The organism is Pseudomonas putida (assembly GCF_028682455.1).
Classification (GTDB): Bacteria; Pseudomonadota; Gammaproteobacteria; order Pseudomonadales; family Pseudomonadaceae; genus Aquipseudomonas; species Aquipseudomonas putida_AA.
This window is the reverse complement of sequence record NZ_JANHLD010000003.1, coordinates 675,562-690,606: the sequence shown is the minus strand read 5'-3', so window position 1 is coordinate 690,606 and position 15,045 is coordinate 675,562. Positions and strand designations below refer to the sequence as shown.

8 protein-coding genes, 2 tRNA genes and 3 rRNA genes are annotated in these 15,045 nt (G+C 57.8%); 6 read left to right on the top strand and 7 right to left on the bottom strand.

Annotated elements, in window-relative coordinates:
• Nucleotides 1-7: 7 nt before the first annotated feature.
• The gene (locus NPS58_RS20370) at nucleotides 8-349 is read left to right on the top strand and encodes a tryptophan synthase subunit beta (protein ID WP_274117089.1); all 342 of its coding nucleotides are present in this window, start codon (nucleotides 8-10) and stop codon (nucleotides 347-349) included.
• A 35-nt stretch (nucleotides 350-384) separates the two neighbouring features.
• On the opposite strand, the gene lapD is transcribed toward NPS58_RS20370, so the two are convergent.
• Nucleotides 385-2,331 (bottom strand): cyclic di-GMP receptor LapD, encoded by a 1,947-nt coding sequence (gene lapD / locus NPS58_RS20365; protein WP_274117088.1) that lies wholly within the window; start codon nucleotides 2,329-2,331, stop codon nucleotides 385-387.
• A 10-nt stretch (nucleotides 2,332-2,341) separates the two neighbouring features.
• A complete protein-coding gene (gene lapG, locus NPS58_RS20360) occupies nucleotides 2,342-3,058 on the bottom strand; it encodes a cysteine protease LapG (RefSeq protein WP_274117087.1) in 717 nt (238 codons plus the stop codon).
• 280 nt (nucleotides 3,059-3,338) lie between these two features.
• Here lapG and NPS58_RS20355 point away from each other — a divergent pair, with 280 nt between their 5' ends.
• The 5 genes from NPS58_RS20355 to NPS58_RS20335 all read left to right on the top strand — a co-directional run bounded on the left by NPS58_RS20355 (nucleotide 3,339) and on the right by NPS58_RS20335 (nucleotide 9,517).
• Nucleotides 3,339-4,031: a GntR family transcriptional regulator gene (locus NPS58_RS20355; RefSeq protein WP_274117086.1), complete on the top strand. Its 693-nt coding sequence runs from the start codon at nucleotides 3,339-3,341 to the stop codon at nucleotides 4,029-4,031.
• Nucleotides 4,032-4,183: 152 nt separating this feature from the next.
• Entirely contained in the window at nucleotides 4,184-4,687 is a 504-nt protein-coding gene (locus NPS58_RS20350; protein WP_274117085.1) for a sigma-70 family RNA polymerase sigma factor, read from the top strand.
• A gap of 6 nt (nucleotides 4,688-4,693) precedes the next feature.
• Nucleotides 4,694-5,662 carry a FecR domain-containing protein gene (locus tag NPS58_RS20345; protein ID WP_274117084.1) on the top strand — a complete coding sequence of 323 codons (969 nt, stop codon included), beginning with the start codon at nucleotides 4,694-4,696 and terminating at the stop codon, nucleotides 5,660-5,662.
• Between the two features lie 175 nt (nucleotides 5,663-5,837).
• Nucleotides 5,838-8,255 carry a TonB-dependent siderophore receptor gene (locus NPS58_RS20340; protein WP_274117083.1) on the top strand — a complete coding sequence of 806 codons (2,418 nt, stop codon included), beginning with the start codon at nucleotides 5,838-5,840 and terminating at the stop codon, nucleotides 8,253-8,255.
• A gap of 86 nt (nucleotides 8,256-8,341) precedes the next feature.
• The gene (locus NPS58_RS20335) at nucleotides 8,342-9,517 is read left to right on the top strand and encodes a PepSY-associated TM helix domain-containing protein (protein ID WP_274117082.1); all 1,176 of its coding nucleotides are present in this window, start codon (nucleotides 8,342-8,344) and stop codon (nucleotides 9,515-9,517) included.
• A gap of 60 nt (nucleotides 9,518-9,577) precedes the next feature.
• Here the strand turns inward: NPS58_RS20335 and rrf are convergent.
• From rrf to NPS58_RS20310, 5 genes are all read right to left on the bottom strand, one after another.
• Nucleotides 9,578-9,693 (bottom strand): 5S ribosomal RNA (rrf, locus tag NPS58_RS20330).
• Nucleotides 9,694-9,826: 133 nt separating this feature from the next.
• Nucleotides 9,827-12,717, bottom strand: a 23S ribosomal RNA gene (locus NPS58_RS20325).
• A 222-nt stretch (nucleotides 12,718-12,939) separates the two neighbouring features.
• Nucleotides 12,940-13,015: transfer RNA gene (locus NPS58_RS20320), tRNA-Ala, on the bottom strand.
• A gap of 10 nt (nucleotides 13,016-13,025) precedes the next feature.
• Nucleotides 13,026-13,102: transfer RNA gene (locus NPS58_RS20315), tRNA-Ile, on the bottom strand.
• Nucleotides 13,103-13,187: 85 nt separating this feature from the next.
• Nucleotides 13,188-14,724 (bottom strand): 16S ribosomal RNA (locus tag NPS58_RS20310).
• Together the 16S, 23S and 5S rRNA genes with 2 tRNA genes alongside form the textbook arrangement of a ribosomal RNA operon.
• Nucleotides 14,725-15,045 lie beyond the last annotated feature (321 nt).

The following is a 15,045-nucleotide window of genomic DNA, read 5'->3' as shown; positions in this document are numbered from 1 at the left end:
ATACCCCATGTTCTACGTGCAACGCGATGCACAGGGCCAGCTGCTTCGAGTAGAAGCTGCAGCCTTCGATGGGTACACGGAGGAGTTGCCGGCCGACCACGCCGAGGTTCAGGAATGGTTCGCCGACGACGTTGTCGAGAACAGCCTCAAGCAACTCAAGCAAAGCGACCTGGACATGATCCGGGTGCTTGAAGATTTGATCGAGGTGCTGACCACGAAAGGCGTGATCAGCATCACCGACCTGCCCGCCGGAGCGCAGGCCAAGTTGCTCAACCGCTCCAGCGCCCGTGAAGCCCTGGGCGGCCTGAACAACCTGATCGACGACAGTGAAGAAAGCGGTCTGATCTGATCGCAGCGGGCCTTCCCCAGGCCCGCTCAGCCGCTTCAGCGCCAGGGTGCGGGTTCACCCACCAAGCGGCCCTGAACGCCCTGGATACCCATCTCACACAACACCTTGAGCTCCCCTTCGGTTTCTACCCGCTCGGCAATCAGCGGCAGGTCGATGCTGTGCGCGGCGCGCTGGATCGCTTCGATGAACAGGCGCTTGTGCTGCTCCTGGTCGATGGCTCGAATGTAGCTGCCGTCGATCTTCAGGTACGCCAGCCCCAGGTGGGCCAGGTTGCCGATCATGCTGAAACGGCCACCAAATCGCTGCAGGCTCAAGCTGTACCCCAATGCGTGCAAGCGTCGGGTCAGTTGCTCGAGTACGGCTTGTTCGGGTAGCTGCTCTTCGCCGATTTCCAGGGTCAACCGGCGGCCCAGAGAGGGCTGCTGGCCGAGCAGCTCGTAGACGCGCTGCAAGGCCTTGGGATCGGCCAGGGTCGCCGCCGACAGGTTCAGCGCCAGCGCTTCGGTGTGAGTCTGCAGGTGCTTGAGTACCTTTTCGATCATCAGCACATCGAGCCTCGCCGACCAGCCAAAGCGCTCCAGCCAGGGCAGGAAGCGTCCGGCGGCAATGGCTTGGCCTTGAGCATCGAGCACGCGCGAGATCACCTTGTAGTGAAGCACCTGCTCCGGTGCGTTGCAGGCCACCACCGGCTGGAAGAACAACTGGAACCGCCCCTGCTGCAGCGCCTCGTCCAGCAGCGTATGCCAGGCATGATGGGTATCGCCGGCCTGCGGTGCGGTACCTTGCTCCAGGCATACCCAGCCCGGCTCCACCTGGTTCTCGGCCCGAGCCAGGGCTTCGTCGGCCAGCTTGAGCAATGCCTGCGGCGAATCGCCAGGGCTGTAGGGGGCCATGCCGATGCAGGCGACCGGCGTGACATCGGTGGCGCCAGTGTCGGCCAGGCTCTGCAAGGTCACTTCCAGGGCCTGGGCCAGCTGCACCGCCTCTTCATGCACCAGCCCCGGCGCCAGCACGGCGAACTCGCCGCCACGGCTACGGGTGATCAGGTTGTTGGTTTCCGGATAATTGGCGCAGGTACGCTGCAGTTGCTGACCCACCGCCTGGAGCAACTGGTCGGTTCGCTGGCCACCAAGGCGCTGGTTGAGCCCTGCCAGGTCCTTGACCCGCAACAGCAGCAGGTAACCAGGACGGGCCTCTTCCATGTTGCTGACCTGGGCATTGAGCTGCATTTCGAAATAGCGCCGGTTGGCAAGGCCGGTCAGGCTGTCCTGGTAAGACTCGACCCGCAGCTTCTCGCTGCGCTCGGCCTGCTCTTTGAACAGGGCCTTGAGCTTCTCGACCATCTGGTTCATGGCCTGGACTACGCGCCGCAATTCGGGCGTGGTCGGAAGCTCCGGCAGGCTGAGAAACTCTCGGCGGGCAATAGCGTGCGACTGCTCCACCATGTAGTCCAGCGGCTTGAGCTGACGACGCAGCAACAGGGCACCCAGCACCGCACTCAAGGCACCGCACAGCAGCAACCAGCCCAGGCTGCCCAGGGCGCTCTGCCAGAGCTTGGCCAGAGCGAACATCGGGTGGCTGACCACCTCGACCCGTGCCGCCTGCTGCCAGCCGCGACTGACGATGGCGTCACCCCCGGCGGCCTCAAGGCCGATCAGGCGAATGAACCAGGCCGGCACACCGCCCGCATCGGCCTCGGCGTGGCGCTCCACCAGCACGGCATTGGAGCCCAGGTCGATGACCTTGATGCTCGAGTAATAGCCGCTGTCGAAGATGGAACTGACCATCAGTTCAACCATCGCCGGGTCGTCGATATTAGGGGTCAGCGACAACGCCAGGGCGGTGGCCGCATCCTGGGCATGGGAGCGCAACTGATTGACGTATTGGCTGCGCGAGCTCTCCAGACTGACCATGAAGCTGCCGCTGAAAGCGACTACCAGGAACAGGCAGATGGCAAGCAGCAATTGTTTGAACAGTGACATCTGTGCTCCTTTAGTAAACCGGCTCGGCCGGGAAACCTTCGGCCTGCATCTTTTTCAGTAGATCCTGCCAGCGCGACAAGCGCTTCGTGTCGCCGACCTTCTTGTTACCCCCTGCCCCCGTCAGCCACAACCCTTCACCGTTGAAGGAGTAGACCGGCAGCAGGTCGGTACGCTCACTGGCGGGCTTGATCGCATCCATCAGGCTGTCGAGTACCAGCGGCATCGCGTTGGGGCTCGAATAGTAGGTCAGGACCATGTGCGCGCGGTTCTGACGCAGCGCCTTGACGTAGGTGATGCGCAGCTTGTCAGCCGGCACCCCCATGCGCCGCAGGCTGAAGTACTTGGCGATAGCATAGTCTTCGCAATCGCCCGCCCCCTTGATCAGGGACTGTATGGGTGTTGACCAGTAGTCGACTTCGCGCCACAGGTCGATGTCCTCGACGTAGCGCAGCTGGTGATTGAAGAACAGGTTGACCCGCTTGAGCTGCTCGGCCTCACTGCCCTGCTTTTGTGTGGTCAGCAGGCTCTGCCAGGCATCTATACGGCCTTGTCCCGCCCCCAGTGGCCCGTACAGGGACTGGGCGCGACGGCTGATCTGGGAGAAGTCCCAATCGGCCTGCAGGCCGCCCAGCAGCAGGCAGCCGAGCACAACGGCAAGGCCCAGCCGGCGCATGGTCAAGTGAACAGCCCAACGTATCGCCACTGCGAAGAACCCGCGCAGACTCATGGAAAAGCACCGATGGTGCGGCCTGGACCATTAAAAAACAATGGCACCTTACAATCACTTCGCCATCCACCTACTGGCCTGCAGCAAAGTCTCGGCCTGCCGGTCTGTCGGCGCAGCTTCCCTTGGGGAAAAACTTCATTCACGATAGCAACTACCGCCGCGCCCGCTGCCTGCTGGCATCTTTGGGCGCCTGTGCCCGCGGTTTGACAAGCAAATATCCTCTAACTAGTGTGATTGGATCCAATCATCAACACACCTCTACACAAGGGCAGCGTAAAGCGTGACCGAAAAATCCAGGCCTCTGAGCGAAATTCTGGGCGGTGAGCAAGTGCCACCGAACCTGGCTCGTAGTGTGATTGAAGAGCGGTTGCGCAGCGCTATCCTCGATGGTCGCCTGGCACCTGGCCAGGCCCTGCGCCAGCAGGAACTGGCCACGCTCTTCGGCGTCAGCCGGATGCCGGTGCGCGAAGCGCTGCGCCAGCTTGAAGCGCAGTCGCTGTTGCAGGTGGTGGCACACAAGGGCGCCGTGGTCGCCCCGCTGATTGGTGAAGACGCGATGGACACCTATGCACTGCGGGTGATCCTGGAGTCCGAGGCGCTCCGCCAGTCGATCCCGCTGCTGGAGCCAGAGGACATTGCCCTGGCCCGCAGCTACATCGCGCAACTGGAAAACGAAACCCGCCATGCCGAAATTGGTCGGCTCAATCGCCTGTTCCATATGAGCCTGTATAGCAAGGCGAGCAACAAGAAACTGCTGCGCCTGATTGAAATCGAACTCAACGAAGAGGAGCGCTTTTTGCGTTTCCACCTGTCTTCGATGGGCCTGGGCAAGTTGACCCAGGATGACCACAATGCCCTGGCAGATGCCGCCAGCGACAAGTCGGTCGACGATGCCATTCGTGTCCTCGAACGCCACCTGAACAAGGCCGATACCACCATCAGGGCCTACCTCAACAGTCGCCCCGCCGAATAATCCCCTTCAGGTACCTCCTTGTAGCCGCAGCCTGACGGTAGCGGCTACAACGCCCCTCCCGCGTAGCGTTGGCGAGAAAAGTTGCAAAATATTCCCGACGCGCCAACAATGCGACTAATTATCATTTGTGACCCCTCCAGCAGCGCGCCCCCATGTCTTCCCAAGAGTCCGTGCATTCGCTTTACAGTCACCACCACAGTTGGTTGAACACCTGGCTGCGCAGCAAGCTGGGGAATGCCGCCGATGCAGCGGACCTGGCCCAGGACACCTTCGTGCGCCTGTTGCAGCGCAGCGAGCAATTCGAACTCACTGCCCCCCGGGCATTCCTGCGCACAATTGCCCGGGGGCTGGTGATTGATCACTGGCGCCGGGAAGAATTGCACCGGGCCTACCTGGAAGCCCTGGCACATCTGCCGGAGGCTGAAGTCCCCTCGGTCGAGACCCGCGAACTGCTACTGGAGTTGCTCCAGCGCATCGCGCAAATGCTCGACGGACTCAAGCCCAAAGTGCGACGGGCATTCTTGCTCGCGCAGTGCGAAGGGCTGACCCACAAAGAAATTGCACTACAGATGGGCATCTCCCTGCGCTCGGTCGAACGCTATGTGGCCGATGCGCTGTACCACTGCTACCTGCTGCGCTACGAGTCGCAGGAGTAAGCCGGTATGAGCGTCCTCACTCCTGGCTCGCGTGTGGTCAAGCAGGCCATCCACTGGATGCTCAAGCTTCGTGAAAACGGCAATAACCCGCTCCTGCAGCAACAGTGCGAGCACTGGCGCGCCGCCCAGCCGGAACATGAGCTGGCCTGGCAACGTGTACAGTCACTGCATCAGGAACTCAACCTGCGCGCGCTGCCGGGGGCCGGGGTCGCGTTGCAAACCCTGGAGAACAGCAACCAGCGCCTGCATCGACGCCAGGCGCTGAAGTTGCTCGGTGGCGCCGTGATACTCGGCTCGGCTGCGTGGTTGGGCAAAGACCTCAAGGCACTCGATGACTGGACATCGGACTACGCCAGCGGCACAGGTGAGCGTCGAAGCTTCCGCCTGCCCGATGGCTCACTGTTGCAACTCAATACCGACAGTGCCGCTGACCTCGCCTTCGATAGTCGGCAACGCCTGATCCGCCTCAAACGCGGCGAAATGATGCTGACCTGCGCCAACGACACGGCTCACCCAGCGGGTCGCCCGCTGCTGGTGCAAACCCGCCATGCACTGCTCGAAGGCTTCGACGCGCGCATTGTGGTACGCCAGGAGGCGGACTGTACCCAGGTGAGCATCAGCCAGGGCAACCTCGCAGTGCATGCGCCGGGGGCGTTGCAGTGGTTCAGCGCCGGTCAGTCGGTGCGGGTGGATGTGCTGGGCGTCAGCCTGCTCCAGCAGCAGACCATGGATGCCGGTGCCTGGGTCGAGGGCCTGATCGTCACCCGCGACATGCGCCTGGCCGAGTTCCTTGCCGAGATCGGTCGCTACCGGCATGGTTACCTGAGCTGCGCCGATGACATTGCCGATCTGCGTCTGTCGGGAGTGTTCCGCCTGCAAGACACCGACAAGCTGCTGCAACTGCTGCCGCAGACACTGCCAGTCAAGCTCAGCTACCGCACGCGCTGGTGGGTTCGCCTCGAACGGCTGGCCTGATTTTTTTGCGGAAATTACTGGCGGGTTTCTCTCGCAAGTCCGGCTAGGACAGTAAGCGACTCTTCTGCCCTTACCGACTTGACGGATGTTCTCCATGCGAAATGCTTCGCCATTGCTGCGGCCCACCAAAAAGAATGATTTTCAACCTGTCTTAGATTCTGCCTGCCGCAGTACCTTGGGCAATGCCATTCGCGCCGCCCTACTCGGTACAGCCCTGGGCGTGGCAGCGCTGCCCACGCTGGCAATGGCAGAACAGGCAGGCAGTGTCAGCCAGCAGTACAACATTGCACCCGGCTCGCTGAATGAGGTACTCAACCAGTTCGCCCGGCAGGCGGGTATAACCCTGTCGAGCACTCCGCAGTTGACCGAAGGCCTGCGATCGCCAGGCCTGTCGGGCAGCTACAGCACAGATCAAGCCCTGCGCCAGTTGCTCAACGGTTCCGGGCTCGACGCCAGCAGCCAGGATGGCAGCAGCTATGTATTGCATGCCCAAGCCCAGGACGCCGCCCTCTCCTTGCCCACCACCGAGGTACGCGAGTTCGCCCTGGGCAATGCTCTGGGCAGCATGGAAGGCTACAACGCCACCCACAGCCAGGTCGCGACCAAGACCAGCATGGCCTTGCTGGAAACCTCGCAATCGGTTTCGGTGGTAACCCGCCAGCAGATGGATGACCAGGGTTCGCAAACCGTGGCCCAGGCCATGCGCTACACCCCCGGCGTGCTGACCAACCCGTACGGTGCTACCCACCGCTACGACTATGTGGCCATGCGCGGCTTCAACGATGGCTCTGTGGATAACATCTACCTGGACGGCCTGAAGTCCATGGGGGACAACGGCACCTACAGCACGATGCAGGTAGACCCGTACTTTCTTGAACGTATCGACATACTCAAAGGGCCGTCATCGGTACTCTACGGCCGCAGCTCGCCGGGCGGCCTGGTCGCCCTGACCAGCAAGAAGCCTTTGTTCGAAGCGTTCCACCAGGTGCAAGCGACCGTAGGCACCCAGGGCCAGCGCGGCGCCGGTTTCGATTTCAGCGGGCCGCTGGATGACGACAAGCGCATCGCCTATCGCCTGACGGGTCTGGCCGATGCTTCCGACACCCAGTTCGATCACAACAAAGAGGAACGCTATGCGCTGGCGCCGTCGGTCAGCATCAATTTCAGCGAGGACACTTCGCTGACCCTGCAAGCGTACCTGCAGCACGATCCCAATGGGGGCTATCACGGTGCCCTGCCGGCCGATGGCGCCCTGCACCCACGCAATGGGCTGCGCCTTTCCGATCACTTCTTCGAAGGCGAGCCTGACAGCGACAATTACGAGCGTACCCAGCAGTCCTTCAGCTACCAGTTCGAACATCGCTTCAACGATGTCTTCACTGCACGGCAGAACTTCCGCTACCAGGATTCGGACGTGTCGATGGACCAGGTCTATTTCGCCGGCTGGGCCGACCCTGCCACCAACGAGATGAACCGCGCCTATACCGGCGGTGACGAGCGGCTTCACTCGTTCATCATCGACAATATGCTGCAGGCTGAATTCTTCACCGGCTCTGCCAAGCACACCTTGCTCTCCGGCGCCGACTACCAGCGTCGCAAGGCTCGGGTGGACTGGCGCTACGGCAGCGTCAACAGCCTCGATGCAGGCAATCCGCAGTACGGCAACGGTGACCTGCAGATCCTTGGCGAAAACCGCTACCTGCGACGCCTGCAGCAAACCGGCGTGTACATGCAGGACCTGATCGAACTGGACAACTGGCGCTTCTCCCTGGGCTTGCGCCAGGACTGGGTGAAAACTTCCGAGGAAAATCGCGATATCGAAGGCAGCCGGGTCAGCGACTCGCCGACCAAACTCACCGGGCGCGCTGGCGTGCTCTATGTCTTCGAGAATGGCATCGCGCCGTACATCAGCTACTCCGAGTCGTTCAACCCCAACAGCGTTTCCGACCAGAACGGCAAGCCGCTGGCCCCGACCGAAGGCACCCAGTGGGAAACCGGTATCAAGTACCAGCCGCCAGGTACTGACAATCTGTTCACCGCATCGGTGTTCCACATCGAGCAGGAAAACCTGGCGTCCAAGCAACCGAACGAAGACTTCTATCGCCCGGTGGGTGCGGTCCGCTCCCAAGGCCTCGAGCTTGAGGCTCATGTGCAGGTCAGCGACAACCTCAAGGTGCTGGGCAGCTACACCTTCACCGACATCGAGTACTCCAAAGCGATGCCGAGCCTGGTAGCCGCCGACCTGGACAACAACGGCAACTCGCCCACCCAGGCGCCGCGCCACATGGCGTCGCTGTGGGCTGACTACAACTTCCGCCAAGGTGCGCTGGACGGGCTGCGCCTGGGTGGCGGGGTACGCTACGTGGGCTACAGCTGGGTCGATGCGGAGAACACCATGAAGGTGCCGTCGTACACCCTGTTCGATGCCTCTGTCGGCTACGACCTAGGCAAGATCGGCCTCAAGGGTATGGATGTACGGCTCAACGCCAACAACCTGACCAACGAGAGCTACATCGCCTCCTGCGCGAGCCTCAGCTACTGCTACATGGGCGAAGAACGCAACGTGAGTGCCACGGTCAGCTACCAGTTCTGATTCCAAGGCAATGAACTACAAGGCCAGCACCGGATTCCGGGCGCTGGCTTTGTCGCATCTGGCGACTTCAATTCGGACTTTCGATCATGCGTTCCCTCTACGTTCTACTGCATCGCTACCTTGGCCTGGTCACCGCACTGTTCCTGGCCATGGCGGGCCTCACAGGCAGCGTGCTGGCCTTTCATCACGAGCTGGACGAATGGCTCAACCCCTCCTTCTATGAAGCCCCGGGGGTGGGTGAACGACAACAGCCGGGGGTGCTTGTGGATAAGCTCCAGGCTGCACATCCACGGCTGCAGGTCTGGTACATGGAATACCCGAACGAGCCCGCGCATGCTGCGTTACTGGCGGCTGTTCCACGCAATGACCCGGCGACCGGGCAGCCCTATGCCGAGAAGAACACAGTGTTCTACCTCGACCCGGTCAGCGGGCAGCCCCTCGGCCAGCGCTACTGGGGCGAGTGCTGCTTTTCTCGCGAGAACTTCATGCCGTTCATGCTCGAACTGCACTACAGCCTTACCCTACCCGGCAATTGGGGGATCCTGCTGATGGGCGTGGTGGCGATTCTATGGGTCGTCGATTGCTTCATCGCGGTGCTGCTGACGTTGCCTCGCGGACGACCGTTCTGGCGCAAGTGGTCCACTGCCTGGAAGATCAAGGTTGGCCACGCCTACCGCTTGAACATGGATATCCACAGGGCTGGTGGGTTGTGGCTGTGGTTGCTGCTGTTGCCAGTGGCGATCAGCAGCGTGGCCATGAACTTGCCAGCCCAAGTGTTCAAGCCGGCGGTGTCATTGTTCTCGGCCGTGGAACCAAGCGTCTATGAGGCCCGTGGCGAGCTGCCGAAGGAGGAATTGGGGCAGACACTGCTTACGTACCAGCAGGCCTATCAGCTGGCTCTACAGGAAGGCCAGCGCCTGGGGCTGACAGCCCCGATCGGCGAGCTGTACTACAGCTTCGAGTACAACTTCTACGGCGCAGGATTTGGCCAGCACGATACCGATACCCAGGGTAAATCGTGGTTGTTCTTCCACGGCACCGATGGGCATTTGCTGGGTAAGGAGATCGCTGGGCAAGGCACCTTGGGGGAACGCTTTTATCGCTTGCAGTTACCCATACATGGCGGACGCATCATTGGCATGACAGGCCAGGTATTGATTGCGGTGCTAGGGGTGATGATTGCAGTGCTGTCGTTGACTGGGGTGTACATCTGGTGGCGCAAGTTGCAGGCGCGGCGCAGTGGCAAGGCAAGGAAGACATAAGCAAGCCGCCAGAAAGACAAAACCCCTGTCTGCAGTGCAGACAGGGGTTCTGGAATTGAATCTTGACGATGACCTACTCTCACATGGGGAAACCCCACACTACCATCGGCGATGCATCGTTTCACTGCTGAGTTCGGGATGGGATCAGGTGGTTCCAATGCTCTATGGTCGTCAAGAAATTCTGTTGCCAGAAGGTCTTGTGCAGACACTCCAGCGAATCGGGTATGTGACAATCTGTGGTTTTTTTGAACTTTCGGTTCAATGCGTCTTCACCACCACAATCTGCGCTGCAGATTGCTTGGGTGTTATATGGTCAAGCCTCACGGGCAATTAGTATTGGTTAGCTCAACGCCTCACAGCGCTTACACACCCAACCTATCAACGTCGTAGTCTTCGACGGCCCTTCAGGGAGCTCAAGGCTCCAGTGAGATCTCATCTTGAGGCAAGTTTCCCGCTTAGATGCTTTCAGCGGTTATCTCTTCCGAACATAGCTACCCGGCAATGCCACTGGCGTGACAACCGGAACACCAGAGGTTCGTCCACTCCGGTCCTCTCGTACTAGGAGCAGCCCCTCTCAAATCTCAAACGTCCACGGCAGATAGGGACCGAACTGTCTCACGACGTTCTAAACCCAGCTCGCGTACCACTTTAAATGGCGAACAGCCATACCCTTGGGACCGGCTTCAGCCCCAGGATGTGATGAGCCGACATCGAGGTGCCAAACACCGCCGTCGATATGAACTCTTGGGCGGTATCAGCCTGTTATCCCCGGAGTACCTTTTATCCGTTGAGCGATGGCCCTTCCATACAGAACCACCGGATCACTAAGACCTACTTTCGTACCTGCTCGACGTGTCTGTCTCGCAGTCAAGCGCGCTTTTGCCTTTATACTCTACGACCGATTTCCGACCGGTCTGAGCGCACCTTCGTACTCCTCCGTTACTCTTTAGGAGGAGACCGCCCCAGTCAAACTACCCACCATACACTGTCCTCGATCCGGATAACGGACCTGAGTTAGAACCTCAAAGTTGCCAGGGTGGTATTTCAAGGATGGCTCCACGCGAACTGGCGTCCACGCTTCAAAGCCTCCCACCTATCCTACACAAGCAAATTCAAAGTCCAGTGCAAAGCTATAGTAAAGGTTCACGGGGTCTTTCCGTCTAGCCGCGGATACACTGCATCTTCACAGCGATTTCAATTTCACTGAGTCTCGGGTGGAGACAGCGCCGCCATCGTTACGCCATTCGTGCAGGTCGGAACTTACCCGACAAGGAATTTCGCTACCTTAGGACCGTTATAGTTACGGCCGCCGTTTACCGGGGCTTCGATCAAGAGCTTCGCGTTAGCTAACCCCATCAATTAACCTTCCGGCACCGGGCAGGCGTCACACCCTATACGTCCACTTTCGTGTTTGCAGAGTGCTGTGTTTTTAATAAACAGTCGCAGCGGCCTGGTATCTTCGACCGGCATGAGCTTACGGAGCAAGTCCTTCACCCTCACCGGCGCACCTTCTCCCGAAGTTACGGTGCCATTTTGCCTAGTTCCTTCACCCGAGTTCTCTCAAGCGCCTTGGTATTCTCTACCCAACCACCTGTGTCGGTTTGGGGTACGGTTCCTAGTTATCTGAAGCTTAGAAGCTTTTCTTGGAAGCATGGCATCAACCACTTCGTCGCCTAATGGCAACTCGTCATCAGCTCTCGGCCTTAAGATCCCGGATTTACCTAAGATCTCAGCCTACCACCTTAAACTTGGACAACCAACGCCAAGCTGGCCTAGCCTTCTCCGTCCCTCCATCGCAATAACTAGAAGTACAGGAATATTAACCTGTTTTCCATCGACTACGCTTTTCAGCCTCGCCTTAGGGACCGACTAACCCTGCGTCGATTAACGTTGCGCAGGAAACCTTGGTCTTTCGGCGTGGGAGTTTTTCACTCCCATTGTCGTTACTCATGTCAGCATTCGCACTTCTGATACCTCCAGCAAGCTTCTCAACTCACCTTCACAGGCTTACAGAACGCTCCTCTACCGCATCACCTAAGTGATACCCGTAGCTTCGGTGCATGGTTTGAGCCCCGTTACATCTTCCGCGCAGGCCGACTCGACTAGTGAGCTATTACGCTTTCTTTAAAGGGTGGCTGCTTCTAAGCCAACCTCCTAGCTGTCTAAGCCTTCCCACATCGTTTCCCACTTAACCATGACTTTGGGACCTTAGCTGACGGTCTGGGTTGTTTCCCTTTTCACGACGGACGTTAGCACCCGCCGTGTGTCTCCCATGCTCGGCACTTGTAGGTATTCGGAGTTTGCATCGGTTTGGTAAGTCGGGATGACCCCCTAGCCGAAACAGTGCTCTACCCCCTACAGTGATACATGAGGCGCTACCTAAATAGCTTTCGAGGAGAACCAGCTATCTCCGAGCTTGATTAGCCTTTCACTCCGATCCACAGGTCATCCGCTAACTTTTCAACGGTAGTCGGTTCGGTCCTCCAGTCAGTGTTACCTAACCTTCAACCTGCCCATGGATAGATCGCCCGGTTTCGGGTCTATACCCAGCGACTAAGCGCCCTATTAAGACTCGCTTTCGCTACGCCTCCCCTATTCGGTTAAGCTCGCCACTGAATATAAGTCGCTGACCCATTATACAAAAGGTACGCAGTCACCTAACAAAGTAGGCTCCCACTGCTTGTACGCATACGGTTTCAGGTTCTATTTCACTCCCCTCTCCGGGGTTCTTTTCGCCTTTCCCTCACGGTACTGGTTCACTATCGGTCAGTCAGTAGTATTTAGCCTTGGAGGATGGTCCCCCCATATTCAGACAAAGTTTCTCGTGCTCCGTCCTACTCGATTTCATGACTAAGAGATTTTCGCGTACAGGGCTATCACCCACTATGGCCGCACTTTCCAGAGCGTTCCGCTAATCTCAAAGCCACTTAAGGGCTAGTCCCCGTTCGCTCGCCACTACTAAGGGAATCTCGGTTGATTTCTTTTCCTCAGGGTACTTAGATGTTTCAGTTCCCCTGGTTCGCCTCTTGCACCTATGTATTCAGTACAAGATACTCAGCTTATGCTGAGTGGGTTCCCCCATTCAGAGATCTCCGGATCAAAGTCTGTTTGCCGACTCCCCGAAGCTTATCGCAGGCTACCACGTCTTTCATCGCCTCTGACTGCCAAGGCATCCACCGTATGCGCTTCTTCACTTGACCATATAACCCCAAGCAATCTGGTTATACTGTGAAGACGACATTCGCCGAAAATTCATGAAAACTCACAAATTTTACCTTAGCCTGAACAATCACCAGTGAAAGTGTTGTCCAGTCTATCTTTCTATCACATACCCAAATTTTTAAAGAACGATTCTGAAAAAGTTCAGAAATCAATATTCGACGCGAATATTCATTTCTAAGCTTTGACACGGTAGCAAGGGGTGGTGGAGCCAAGCGGGATCGAACCGCTGACCTCCTGCGTGCAAGGCAGGCGCTCTCCCAGCTGAGCTATGGCCCCAACAAGAAACTGGTGGGTCTGGGCAGATTCGAACTGCCGACCTCACCCTTATCAGGGGTGCGCTCTAACCAACTGAGCTACAGACCCAGTTAAGAGCTGTTACCGATATCGTCTTCTTCAATGAATCAAGCAATTCGTGTGGGAGCTTATAAGACAGCTGATGTCTGTCGATTAAGGAGGTGATCCAGCCGCAGGTTCCCCTACGGCTACCTTGTTACGACTTCACCCCAGTCATGAATCACACCGTGGTAACCGTCCTCCCGAAGGTTAGACTAGCTACTTCTGGTGCAACCCACTCCCATGGTGTGACGGGCGGTGTGTACAAGGCCCGGGAACGTATTCACCGCGACATTCTGATTCGCGATTACTAGCGATTCCGACTTCACGCAGTCGAGTTGCAGACTGCGATCCGGACTACGATCGGTTTTGTGAGATTAGCTCCACCTCGCGGCTTGGCAACCCTCTGTACCGACCATTGTAGCACGTGTGTAGCCCAGGCCGTAAGGGCCATGATGACTTGACGTCATCCCCACCTTCCTCCGGTTTGTCACCGGCAGTCTCCTTAGAGTGCCCACCATAACGTGCTGGTAACTAAGGACAAGGGTTGCGCTCGTTACGGGACTTAACCCAACATCTCACGACACGAGCTGACGACAGCCATGCAGCACCTGTGTCAGAGTTCCCGAAGGCACCAATCCATCTCTGGAAAGTTCTCTGCATGTCAAGGCCTGGTAAGGTTCTTCGCGTTGCTTCGAATTAAACCACATGCTCCACCGCTTGTGCGGGCCCCCGTCAATTCATTTGAGTTTTAACCTTGCGGCCGTACTCCCCAGGCGGTCAACTTAATGCGTTAGCTGCGCCACTAAAATCTCAAGGATTCCAACGGCTAGTTGACATCGTTTACGGCGTGGACTACCAGGGTATCTAATCCTGTTTGCTCCCCACGCTTTCGCACCTCAGTGTCAGTATGAGCCCAGGTGGTCGCCTTCGCCACTGGTGTTCCTTCCTATATCTACGCATTTCACCGCTACACAGGAAATTCCACCACCCTCTGCCCTACTCTAGCTCGCCAGTTTTGGATGCAGTTCCCAGGTTGAGCCCGGGGATTTCACATCCAACTTAACGAACCACCTACGCGCGCTTTACGCCCAGTAATTCCGATTAACGCTTGCACCCTCTGTATTACCGCGGCTGCTGGCACAGAGTTAGCCGGTGCTTATTCTGTCGGTAACGTCAAAACACTAACGTATTAGGTTAATGCCCTTCCTCCCAACTTAAAGTGCTTTACAATCCGAAGACCTTCTTCACACACGCGGCATGGCTGGATCAGGCTTTCGCCCATTGTCCAATATTCCCCACTGCTGCCTCCCGTAGGAGTCTGGACCGTGTCTCAGTTCCAGTGTGACTGATCATCCTCTCAGACCAGTTACGGATCGTCGCCTTGGTGAGCCATTACCTCACCAACTAGCTAATCCGACCTAGGCTCATCTGATAGCGCAAGGCCCGAAGGTCCCCTGCTTTCTCCCGTAGGACGTATGCGGTATTAGCGTTCCTTTCGAAACGTTGTCCCCCACTACCAGGCAGATTCCTAGGTATTACTCACCCGTCCGCCGCTGAATCAAGGAGCAAGCTCCCGTCATCCGCTCGACTTGCATGTGTTAGGCCTGCCGCCAGCGTTCAATCTGAGCCATGATCAAACTCTTCAGTTCAATACTGCTTGGGTTTTGAGAAAACCCTAAACTTGGCTCAGCAATCTCAAATGACTTATTCGAAGTCTTTCGACTTCTCGTGTAGTCACTTGTGATGCTGATAATCTTTTTGACTATCAGTCTGAGCTCACAAGCACCCACACGAATTGCTTGATTCGATTGTTAAAGAGCGTTGGCTGAAGTCTTTCGCTTCAACCGAGGCGCGCATTCTACGCTTTCCTCAGAGTGTGTCAAGCGTTTATTTTGAAGTTTTTAGCAAAAAGCCTTTCAACTTCAACCGCTTAACTCGCTGCGATCTCTCGTCAGCGGGAGGCGAATTCT

What these genes read in the sequence shown, in the direction of transcription:
- NPS58_RS20370 (WP_274117089.1), top strand. Translation starts at nt 8, where the DNA reads ATGTTCTACGTGCAACGCGATGCACAGGGCCAGCTGCTTCGAGTAGAA.
- lapD (WP_274117088.1), bottom strand. Translation starts at nt 2,331, where the DNA reads ATGTCACTGTTCAAACAATTGCTGCTTGCCATCTGCCTGTTCCTGGTA.
- lapG (WP_274117087.1), bottom strand. Translation starts at nt 3,058, where the DNA reads ATGAGTCTGCGCGGGTTCTTCGCAGTGGCGATACGTTGGGCTGTTCAC.
- NPS58_RS20350 (WP_274117085.1), top strand. Translation starts at nt 4,184, where the DNA reads ATGTCTTCCCAAGAGTCCGTGCATTCGCTTTACAGTCACCACCACAGT.
- NPS58_RS20345 (WP_274117084.1), top strand. Translation starts at nt 4,694, where the DNA reads ATGAGCGTCCTCACTCCTGGCTCGCGTGTGGTCAAGCAGGCCATCCAC.
- NPS58_RS20335 (WP_274117082.1), top strand. Translation starts at nt 8,342, where the DNA reads ATGCGTTCCCTCTACGTTCTACTGCATCGCTACCTTGGCCTGGTCACC.